The 9,647-nt window shown below is 69.5% G+C and carries 11 protein-coding genes; 6 read left to right on the forward strand and 5 right to left on the reverse strand.

Annotated elements, in window-relative coordinates; all coding sequences use genetic code 11:
• Positions 1 to 325: class II fructose-bisphosphate aldolase (locus tag VFF46_RS35560; RefSeq protein WP_325041648.1), on the forward strand; the 325-nt coding region annotated here is incomplete at its 5' end.
• A 93-nt stretch (positions 326 to 418) separates the two neighbouring features.
• Here VFF46_RS35560 and VFF46_RS35565 read toward each other — a convergent pair.
• The 3 genes from VFF46_RS35565 to VFF46_RS35575 are packed head-to-tail and all read right to left on the reverse strand — an operon-like array spanning position 419 to position 2,647.
• Positions 419 to 1,381, reverse strand: coding sequence for a type IV toxin-antitoxin system AbiEi family antitoxin domain-containing protein (locus tag VFF46_RS35565; RefSeq protein ID WP_325041649.1), 963 nt, complete (start codon positions 1,379 to 1,381; stop codon positions 419 to 421).
• A gap of 45 nt (positions 1,382 to 1,426) precedes the next feature.
• Entirely contained in the window at positions 1,427 to 2,185 is a 759-nt protein-coding gene (locus tag VFF46_RS35570) for an N-acetyltransferase (RefSeq protein ID WP_325041650.1), read from the reverse strand.
• A 12-nt stretch (positions 2,186 to 2,197) separates the two neighbouring features.
• Positions 2,198 to 2,647 (reverse strand): HNH endonuclease, encoded by a 450-nt coding sequence (locus VFF46_RS35575; protein ID WP_325041651.1) that lies wholly within the window; start codon positions 2,645 to 2,647, stop codon positions 2,198 to 2,200.
• Positions 2,648 to 2,790: 143 nt separating this feature from the next.
• Between VFF46_RS35575 and VFF46_RS35580 the strand changes: the two genes are divergently transcribed.
• The 3 genes from VFF46_RS35580 (at position 2,791) to VFF46_RS35590 (ending at position 5,360) form a co-directional block, all read left to right on the forward strand.
• The gene (locus VFF46_RS35580) at positions 2,791 to 3,198 is read left to right on the forward strand and encodes a DUF3151 domain-containing protein (protein WP_325041652.1); all 408 of its coding nucleotides are present in this window, start codon (positions 2,791 to 2,793) and stop codon (positions 3,196 to 3,198) included.
• 43 nt (positions 3,199 to 3,241) lie between these two features.
• A complete protein-coding gene (locus tag VFF46_RS35585; protein ID WP_325041653.1) occupies positions 3,242 to 4,006 on the forward strand; it encodes a 2-phosphosulfolactate phosphatase in 765 nt (254 codons plus the stop codon).
• A 154-nt stretch (positions 4,007 to 4,160) separates the two neighbouring features.
• Positions 4,161 to 5,360, forward strand: coding sequence for an MFS transporter (locus VFF46_RS35590; RefSeq protein ID WP_325041654.1), 1,200 nt, complete (start codon positions 4,161 to 4,163; stop codon positions 5,358 to 5,360).
• Here the strand turns inward: VFF46_RS35590 and VFF46_RS35595 are convergent.
• Complete coding sequence (locus VFF46_RS35595) at positions 5,347 to 6,165, reverse strand: helix-turn-helix transcriptional regulator (RefSeq protein WP_325041655.1); 819 nt, start codon at positions 6,163 to 6,165, stop codon at positions 5,347 to 5,349. The two genes, VFF46_RS35590 and VFF46_RS35595, sit on opposite strands and share 14 nt — an antisense overlap.
• Before the next feature lie 57 nt (positions 6,166 to 6,222).
• Between VFF46_RS35595 and VFF46_RS35600 the strand changes: the two genes are divergently transcribed.
• Positions 6,223 to 6,708, forward strand: a complete 486-nt coding sequence (locus VFF46_RS35600) for a VOC family protein (protein ID WP_325041656.1) — start codon at positions 6,223 to 6,225, stop codon at positions 6,706 to 6,708.
• Positions 6,709 to 6,992: 284 nt separating this feature from the next.
• Positions 6,993 to 8,273: an adenylosuccinate synthase gene (locus VFF46_RS35605; protein ID WP_325041657.1), complete on the forward strand. Its 1,281-nt coding sequence runs from the start codon at positions 6,993 to 6,995 to the stop codon at positions 8,271 to 8,273.
• A 30-nt stretch (positions 8,274 to 8,303) separates the two neighbouring features.
• Here VFF46_RS35605 and VFF46_RS35610 read toward each other — a convergent pair.
• The coding region (locus VFF46_RS35610) for a protein kinase domain-containing protein (RefSeq protein WP_414673131.1) at positions 8,304 to 9,647 on the reverse strand (1,344 nt) is incomplete at its 5' end.

Raw genomic sequence — 9,647 nt, forward strand, 5'->3', positions numbered from 1 at the left:
CGGCGCCAAGGTCGGCAAGGAGCGCCCGTTCGACCTGGTGTTCCACGGTGGTTCCGGCTCGACGCTGGAGGAGATCCGGGCCGCGGTCGACAACGGCGTCATCAAGATGAACGTCGACACCGACACGCAGTACGCGTTCACTCGCCCGGCGGCGGCACACATGTTCCTCAACTACGACGGTGTGCTGAAGGTCGACGGCGAGGTCGGCAACAAGAAGGCCTACGACCCGCGCGCCTGGGGCAAGGCCGCCGAAGAGGGCATGGCCAAGCGCGTCGGCGAAGCCTGCGAAAACCTCCGCTCCACCGGCACCTCCCTGAACGCCTGACGTTCCACGAGGCTTTCTGAGCAGGCCCGTCCCGGGGACTTCTCCGGTCGGGCCTGCTCCACGTTCTGGCGTCATGGTCGGTGACTCCTCTCGTTATCGCACGCGGGCCAGGTCGAAGTGGCGGATGCCGGTGCGGCGGGCTGCTCGGGTGAACGTGGTTCGGATGCGGTCGGCCACGGTCGCCGGGTCGTTGAGGTCGGTCCAGGAGATCCAGCAGTGCTCTACGGGTTGGGGACCGTCGGAGTTCGCTGGAGGCGTGGTTTGGTCTTCGGGGTCGGGATCCTCGGTGTAGAAGGGGAAACGTGGCTCGAACTCGACCACCGTGCGTTCGTCGGGGAACCACAGTGCTTCGGCGGCGGGGTCGTCGGGGTCCGGTTGATCGGTGTCGGGTGGTGGCGCCGGGCTGGGCGTGGGGAGGCCGGCGTCGGCGAGGATGTGGCGCAGGCGCGACTCGGCGATCGAGGCGGCGCCCGTGATCTGGTCGAGGACCTTGAGGGCACGGTTGTTGCCGTGGTCAAGGAACGTGATCGCCTGGTCCAGCGCGCGGCGGTCGACCGTGCCGGTGTAGAGCGCGGCGTCGGCGAGCACGACCGCGGGGACGGACGGCGCGGTCGCTGCCACCTCGACGATCGCGCGGGCCGGTGAGACCATCTGCAAGGTGTTCCACAGTTGGAGGCCGGGGCCCACTGGATCGCGGATGTGTCGATGGACGCCGCGGAATCGTCCGGAACGGCCGTCGGGCGCGGTGATGTGCACTCGTGTCAGGTCGAGACCCCAGACAGGTAAGGCATGCAGGGCAGCGGCCGACTGGTGGCTGGCGAAGACGTCAGGTCCGCCGGAGCGCAGGACGCGGTAGGTGCGGCGCAGGTGCAGGATCTCGTCGGTGACGAGCATGAGGGATCGTCTGGCGGCATACGTGCCGCGGCGGATCCGGCGCCACTGACCGGATCTCAGCAGGGCGTCGATGTCGCTGTCGGCATATCCGCAAGCACGCGCGTCGGCCCGGGTGAAGACACCGCCCCGGATCGACGCCATCACGGCAAGTTGAGGATTCATGCCCAAGAACTTGCCGCGTTTCGGGCCCCTGCCGACCGCTGACTTTCAATCTGTGGAGAACTCGTGCCGGACCCAGACGTTCGGCTCGACGTACACGGCGCGATCGGCGGCTACGTCGCACTCCACCGGCACCAGCCCGCCCTCGACCACGACCGGTCCGTCGGCGTCGAACGGCAGGCCGGTCCAGGTGCGCCATTCGGCCAACGAACCGGCGACCACCCACGACGCGGGCGCGATCCCGGTGACGCGGCCGCCGGCGCGGACGTGGGTACGGAGCCAGGGATCGATCGGCAGGCCGTCCGGGCGGGTGCGAGCGGCGTACTCGGCCATCGGCAGCGAGGGATGCTTGTCGGTCGGGCGTACCGGAGCGTCCAACGCCGACAGGCCGAGCCCGGCCGCCCCCTCGCGGAGAGCGGCCAGGAGCAGGGCAGCGACGCCTTCACCTTGGAAGTCACGAGCGACGCTGATATTGAGAGCGCAGGCGATGTCCGGTCGGACGTTGTTGCGGGCATCGGCGAAGGCCCAGACGACTGCCTGTTCCCAGCCGCCGGAAGGGAAGGGATCGCGTCCCGCGGTGGAGAGCTGGACGGCGTGCGCGTCGCCGATCGGACGGCCGTCGGACGTCGCGATCAGGCAGGTCGACGGGAACGTGGTGACCGTCTGCGGGAAGTACGCCTCGGAGACGCGGTTGTGCCGCATGAAGACGGGCCAGGTGCCCACGTCGATGTCGGCATGGGCGAGATCCGGGCGGTCAGCGACGGTGGTGATCTCGAGGATTCGGCCCGACGGGAGGGAAATGGGCATAAAAAATGCTCGTCATGTGTCTATGACGAGCTCGGCGCGGGTTGGTACCCAGGGTTGCCAGAGGAGCGGCATGTTGGCCTCGGACGGGGTGCGGTTGCCTTTCCGCTCGTTGCACGAGGCATGGGCCGCGACGGCGTTCAGCCACTCGGTGCGGCCGCCGCGGGACCTGGGTTGGACATGGTCCATGGTGTCGGCGTTGTCGAGGCCGCAGTACGCGCAGCGGAACTTGTCCCGCCGCAGGACGCCGTGCTTGCTGTACTTCATCCGGCCGGCCGCGTAGCGCCAGTGCGTGACGACATAGCGGACCAGGCGGAGGACGCGAGGGACCGGGAAAGGGCCGATAGTTCGCTCTCCGTGCGCCTCTTCGACCACTGCGACCTCGCGAACCAGCATCCGGATGGCGTGCTGGATCGAGACGGTGTGCAGCGGTTCGTACGACGCGTTCAGGACTATGACGCTCATCCGGTGCCTCCTTCCGGCCGTAGCTGGGAACCACGGCGGCTGATGCAGGGTCTCAAGCATCCGTGGCCGCCGGGTGAACGGTCAACGGATTTCGTCAGACGGTCACGTGCCGGTACGGCGGCGTGATCGGCGAAGATGTGCTTATGGAATTGAACAATCTGCTGTCCGGTCCACCCGAGACACTACTACCGGTCGACCCGGCCGCGGCGGAACTCGCCGACGGGGCCGCTCCGGCGGACGTCGCCGCCAAGCACCCGACCTCATCCCTGGCCTGGGCGGTGCTCGCCGAGGGCGCGCTGGCGGACGGCCGGACCATCGAGGGGTACGCGTACGCGCGGACCGGCTACCACCGGGCCCTGGACCTGCTCCGGCGGAACGGCTGGAAGGGCCACGGCCCGGTCCCGTGGGAGCACGAGCCGAACCGCGGCTTCCTGCGCGCGCTGGCGGCGCTGGGCAAGGCGGCGGCGCTGATCGACGAGAAGGACGAGGCCGAGCGCTGCGTCACGTTCCTGCGCGACTCGTCCCCGACGGCCGCCGACGAGCTGAGCTGAAACCTGCTTGTCGGGCTGGTTCCCCGGCGGAATGATCTGCCGGGTGACCAGCCCTTACGCGCAGTCCGGCTTCGGCGTCGGTTTCGACTGGGGCCTCTCAGGGGCGCAGGTCGTTGCCGGGGACATCGTCGCGGTGGTCGATGTGTTGTCTTTCACAACGGCCGTGACGGTCGCCGCGGATCGCGGCATCGACGTCTACCCGTACCGGTGGCGGGACGAGTCGGCGGTCGCATATGCCGAGCAGTACGGCGCGACGCTGGCGGTCGGCCGGTCCGAGGCCGGGCCGGGAGACGTGAGCCTGTCGCCGGTCACCATCCGGCGGGCGGAGGGCGTGCGCCGGCTGGTACTGCCGTCGCCGAACGGGTCGACGATCGCGCAGCAGTTGAGCGGCACCGGCGCGACGGTGATCGCCGTGTCGCTGCGTAACCGGCTGGCAGCCGCGGACTGGGTCCGCAAGCAGGTGCCGGCCGCGCGGGGCGGGGGCGACGGTCGCCGACCGAAGGTCGTCGCGATCGCGGCGGGGGAACGCTGGCCGGACGGCTCGTTGCGGCCCGCCGTCGAGGATCTGTGGGGCGCCGGCGGGTTCCTCAGCGCGCTGCTCAGCGACGCCCTGTCCCCGGAGGCTCGGGCAGCTGTGGCGGCGTACGAGGCGACAAAGGACAAGCTGCCCGAGTACCTGCACGAATGCGCCGGCGGGCGGGAGCTCACGCAGTACGGCTTCGCGGCGGACGTCGCGGTCGCGGCCGAGGTGGACGAAAGCGATGTCGTGCCGGTGCTGGTGGACGGTAAACTGTTCCGGTCAACCTGAACCACACGAGGTTTCTGCCCGTTGACAGTGCCGGCAGGTGGCGAGCGTCCCCGCTTCTTGCCGAACATGGACGGTTCTAGGCGGACGGACAGACCGGCGAAGCTGGACGCCCACGGTCGGGTCCCCGCCCCGACGGGCAGCGGAAGGTCACACCGTGCCGGCTCTCACCGGACGGATCGGCGCGCCCACTTACGCGGCGGTACTGCGTACACCTGGCGCCTGGAAGTTCTATTTCGCGGCGGCCCCGGCCCGGATCGGGATCGCGATGACGGGTCTCGGCATCGTCTGGCTGGTACACGGATCGACCGGTTCGTACGCCGCGGCCGGCAGCGTCACCGGCGGCTTCGCGGTGGCCGAGGCGGTCGCCGGACCGCAGGTCGCGCGGCTGATCGACCGATTCGGTCAGACCCGGATGTTGCCGATCACGCTGCTCGCGCACGCGATGATGATGGCGCTGCTCATCAGCCTCACGATCACCGGCGCACCCCTGTGGTCGCTGGTCCTCACAGGCGTTCTGGCCGGCGGATCGTTGCCACAGCTGAGCGCTCAGACGGGTGCCCGCTGGGCGTATGCGCTCCGTGAGACGCCATTGCTGTCGTCGGCGTTCGCGCTGGAGGCGCTGAGCGTCGGTGTCGCGTTCATGGTCGGGCCGGGGCTCGTCGGCATCATCAGCTCGTCAACAAGCCCGGCGGCCGGGTCAATGCTTGCGACGGGTCTCCTGCTGGCCGGCGGATTCCTGCTGGCTATGCAGCGGGGTACGGCGCCGCCGCCGACCGCGCCTGGTCAGCACGAGGGCGCGAAGCGCTTGCTGCACAGACGGTTCGTCGGGCTGGTCGGTACGAACGTCGGCATCGGCCTGTTCTTCGGCAGCATGCAGGTGTCCGTCACGGCCTTCGCGGTGTCCAGAGGCGTACCTGGTCTGGCCGGACCGCTCTACAGCATCACCAGCCTGGTCAGTCTGGTTGCCGGATTCGCCTACGGTGCAAGGCGTTGGCGCACTGCACCGGAGACCCAGTTCGTGGCTGCGTTCGTGTGGCTGGCCGTCAGCTGCTTGCCTTTGCTGATGGTGCACACGCCACTGGCTGCCGCGCTCGCGTTGTCCCTGCCCGGCCTGGCCATCGCGCCGTTCCAGACCCTGTCGGCGGTGCTGACCGAGTCAGCGGTCGAGCCCGCGATCCTGACGCAGGCCTTCACCTGGATCAACTCCGGCGGTGCGGCAGGTATCGCGCTCGGGTCCGCGTTCGCCGGGTGGATCGTCGACGGGCACAGCGCGCAGTACGGCTTTCTGGTCGCCCTGGCCGCTGCTACGTGCGCCTTGGTGATGGCGGTGACGGTGAAGGTCAGCGGTAGCTGATCTGGCGTTCGGCGGCGGCGCGGGCTGCGTACTCGGCCGGCGTGAGGCCGATCTGCTGCTTGAACTCCTTCGAGAAGTGGGCCTGGTCGAAGTATCCGAGCGACGCGGACAGCTCCGCGAGCTCGGCGACGTCGCCCTTGGCCAGCAGCTCCGCGCCGTCGTGCAGGCGGTACCGGCGCAGCACCCACTTCGGGCCGACGCCGACGTACCGCCGGAACAGCCGCTGCAGGGTGCGGATCGGTACGTCGAACCGCTCGGTGATCTCGTCGACGCGAGCGACCGAGCGGTCCGCGGCCATCGCCGACACGATCGCCCGGACCAGCTCGTACGACGGGTCCGGCGGGGGCAGGTGATCACGCAGGAACGCCTCGAACACCGCGCGCCGCCGTACGTCGGACTCGGCCTCGAAGACCAGGTCCGCGAGCCGGTCGCCGTCGGCGAAGACCGCGGTCAGCGGCAGCACCTCGTCGCGGAACGAGCCGACGTCCAGCCCGGTGATCGCGCCGAACCCGCCGGCCCAGAACTTCACCCCGAACGCCCGCCCGCGCCCGGACAGTTCGCGCTCGAACTTCCGCGTGCAGACGCCGTTCACGAACGCGCCGCCCGGCTGCTCGAACGTCACGTTCACGGCCGGGAACGGCAGCACCTCGGCGGTGTACGGCTCGTCCAGGTTCCACTCGACGATCCAGTACCACTCCACGAACCGCCCGGCCTCCGGCCCCGGCGCGAGCCGGTGGAGCGAACGGTGCCGGGCCTGCTCGCGCGGGTGCAGGATGCCCTTCTCGCTGTCGGGTGGTTGAGTCAACGCTCCCTGTCGCTTTCTTACAAGACCTGTGGAGAGCCCCGAGGATCTACTGAGGGCATGACGACGAACACGGTAAACCCCATCCCCGACGGTTATCACTCGCTCACCCCGTACCTCGCCGTCGCGGACGGTCCGAAGGCGATCGAGTTCTACACCGCGGTCTTCGGCGCCGAGGTGATCAGCCGGCAGGACATGCCGGACGGCCGGCTCGGACAGGCCGAGCTGAAGTTCGGCGACTCGATGCTGCAGCTCAGCGACCAGATGCCGCAGATCGGGCTGCGGGCGCCGAACGGCGAGTGGGTGCATTCGTCGCTGGTGCACTACGTGCCGGACGTGGACGCGACGTACGCGAAGGCGGTCGAGGCCGGGGCGAAGCCGGTCGAGAAGGTGCAGACGTTCATGACCGGGGACCGGTTCGGCACGGTGATCGACCCGTTCGGGCACCGCTGGGCGATCCTCACGAAGGTGGAGGACGTCTCTCCGGAGGAGGCCGACCGGCGGGTGAAGGAGTGGCTGGCGAGCAATCCGGGAGAACTTCAGTAAATGAGGAAGCGGCCCGCCGGAACCGTCCCCTGCGGCAGTTTCGGCGGGCCGCTGACTAAGAGTGTGCACGCGATCACTGAAAATGGCAACCCGTCAGTTGAGGGAACAAAGACTTCGGAGGTTGTGGACAGGCCCGAAACGCACACGCCCCGTTCCGGTAGGCTTTGGTCGCAAGAGCCTGGATGCGTTGCCGGATGAACGTCCGGTGAACGTCTCCGGGCTTCACCGTTTCCAGCACCGGCCGCCACGGGGTGTGAGGTTGGTGCGTGAAGAGGAGGGCTGAGATGCCCGCAATCGTGCTCGTCGGCGCCCAGTGGGGCGATGAGGGCAAAGGCAAGGCGACCGATCTGCTCGGCAACACGGGCGAGGTCATCGACTACGTGGTGAAGTTCAACGGCGGCAACAACGCCGGCCACACGGTCGTGATCGGGTCCGAGAAGTACGCGCTGCACCTGCTCCCGAGCGGCATCCTCACACCGGGCGTCACGCCGGTGATCGGCAACGGGGTCGTGGTCGATCTCAGCGTGCTGTTCGAGGAGCTCGACGCGCTGCAGGCGCGCGGGGTGGACACGTCGCGGCTGCTGGTCAGTGCGAGCGCGCACGTGATCCCGCCGTACAACCGGACCCTCGACAAGGTCACCGAGCGGTTCCTCGGCAGCCGCAAGATCGGTACGACGGGGCGCGGGATCGGCCCGACCTACGCCGACAAGATGAATCGGATCGGGATCCGGATCCAGGACCTCTACGACGAGAAGATCCTCGAGCAGAAGGTCACCGGCGCGCTGGAGCAGAAGAACCAGCTGCTGGTGAAGGTGTACAACCGGCGCGCGGTCGAGATCCGTGAGGTCCTCGACGAGCTGCTCGGGTACGCGGACCGGCTGAGGCCGATGGTCGCGGACACCGGCCTGCTGCTGAACCAGGCGCTCGACGAAGGCAAGACCGTGCTGATGGAGGCGGGCCAGGCGACGCTGCTGGACGTCGACCACGGCACGTACCCGTTCGTCACCTCGTCGAACGCGATCTCCGCCGGCGCCTGCACCGGCACCGGCATCCCGCCGACCCGGATCGATCGCGTGATGGCGGTCGTCAAGGCATACACGACGCGCGTCGGTGAGGGCCCGTTCCCGACCGAGCTGCTGGACGCGGACGGCGAATGGCTGCGCACCCAGGGCGCCGAGTTCGGCGTCACCACTGGCCGTCCGCGGCGCTGCGGCTGGTACGACTCGGTGATCGCCCGGTACGCCGCCCGCGTGAACGGCGTCTCGGACTTCGTGCTGACCAAGCTCGACACGCTCACCGGGCGCGAACGGGTCCCGGTCTGCGTGGCGTACGACGTGAACGGTGTCCGCCACGAGGAGATGCCGATGACGCAGACCGACTTCCACCACGCGGTCCCGGTCTACGAGGAGTTCGACGGCTGGTCGGACGACATCACCGGCTGCCGTTCCTTCGACGACCTGCCGAAGGAGGCGCAGACGTACGTGCGCGCGGTCGAGTCGCTCAGCGGCGCCCGGATCTCCGCGATCGGCGTCGGCCCGGAGCGCAGCCAGATCGTCCAGCTGTAAGCCGACCCGCCGGCCTCCCCGTCGCGGAAGCTAGTTGCCGATGATGGGGAGGTTGCGGATGAACGGTGCGTTGCGGAGGTCGCCGAGGGTCGGCCGGTGAATGTTCGGCGTCTGGATCGGCTGCCGTGCCCAGGCCGCGCCCTTGCCCTGCGTGGCCTGGTAGAACGTGAACGCGCCGATCGCGAGCAGGACGACGGCCATCAGCCCGGAGAGCCAGTGCGCCCGGAACGTGTTGCGGGCCGTGATGTGTGCACCGCGGCGCAACGAGCTGCCGCCGGGGCCCCACCAGCTGCAGAACAGCGCGGTCAGGGCCGCCGTACCGAAGCCGACCGCGGACAGCGGCTTCCAGTCGAGCCCGTACGACGACGCGGCGATGCCGGTGACGATGCCACCGACGACGACCGAGGTGAGCAGCGGCAGGATCAGGCAGGGCAGCGTGATCAGTGCCGCGGTCGCGAACTGCAGCGGGCTGGCTGCCGCCGCGATGACACCGTCGGACTTGCCGGACCGGCCGCGGACCTGACGGCGCCGCATCAGCGCAGTACTCGACCGGTCGACGGTCCGGGCCAGCACCAGCAGGATGATCGCGACGGCAGCACCGAAACCGGGGGTGAACGCGGTCAGCCCGGCCAGCGCGAACAAGAAGCCGATGATGACCGCCGTACGACGACCGGTCGGCGGCGACTTGACCGGCTGCGCGGGCTGCACAGGCGCAGGCTGCGACGGCTGCACGGGCACGAGCTGTGACGGCTGCTGGTACGGAACCGGCGGACCGCTCTGGTACGGCGCAGGCGCGTAGGGCGCGGGACCGAACTGCTCCGGGGCGTACGGCGCGGCCGCGTACGGCACGGGCTCCGCGACCGGGGGCTTGGTGGAGACCTCGCGGAGCTTGTCCCGGATCGGGGCGAACGCCGACAACGGCGGGATCACCGAAGGCACCAGCTCGGCCACCTGGGCCGGCGTCGGCCCCTCGGCCGGTGGGGCCTCGGTGGGCATCAGCTTCGTCACCAGCCGCGTCGGCGCTGCTGCGGCCACGGTCGGATCCGCGTTGCTCTCCGTACGAGGCGGGAGCGCGTCGCGGCCCTCGGCGTACCGGCTGAGGCCCGTCATGATCTCGTCCTGCGTAGGCCGGTCGGCCTTGTCGGGAGAGAGCGCGGCAGCGAGCAGTGACTTCAGCCGCGGGTCCAGCCCGTCCAGGTCGGCCTGACCGGAGTGCACACGCGCCAGCACCGCCTCGAACGGTCCCTTGCCGAACGGGCGGCGTCCAGTTGCAGCGAACGCCACGGTGGCTGCCCAGCCCCACCAGTCGGCGGACTGCGACACCATCTCGCCCTCGATGAGCTCAGGCGCCAGGTAGCCCGGCGTACCGATCAC

The sequence above is a fragment of the Kribbella sp. genome, from assembly GCF_035655035.1.
Lineage (GTDB): Bacteria > Actinomycetota > Actinomycetes > Propionibacteriales > Kribbellaceae > Kribbella.

Bases quoted from the DNA above. Each gene is read 5' to 3' on its own strand.
- VFF46_RS35565 (WP_325041649.1), bottom strand. From the start codon at position 1,381: ATGAATCCTCAACTTGCCGTGATGGCGTCGATCCGGGGCGGTGTCTTC.
- VFF46_RS35570 (WP_325041650.1), bottom strand. From the start codon at position 2,185: ATGCCCATTTCCCTCCCGTCGGGCCGAATCCTCGAGATCACCACCGTC.
- VFF46_RS35575 (WP_325041651.1), bottom strand. From the start codon at position 2,647: ATGAGCGTCATAGTCCTGAACGCGTCGTACGAACCGCTGCACACCGTC.
- VFF46_RS35580 (WP_325041652.1), top strand. From the start codon at position 2,791: ATGGAATTGAACAATCTGCTGTCCGGTCCACCCGAGACACTACTACCG.
- VFF46_RS35600 (WP_325041656.1), top strand. From the start codon at position 6,223: ATGACGACGAACACGGTAAACCCCATCCCCGACGGTTATCACTCGCTC.
- VFF46_RS35605 (WP_325041657.1), top strand. From the start codon at position 6,993: ATGCCCGCAATCGTGCTCGTCGGCGCCCAGTGGGGCGATGAGGGCAAA.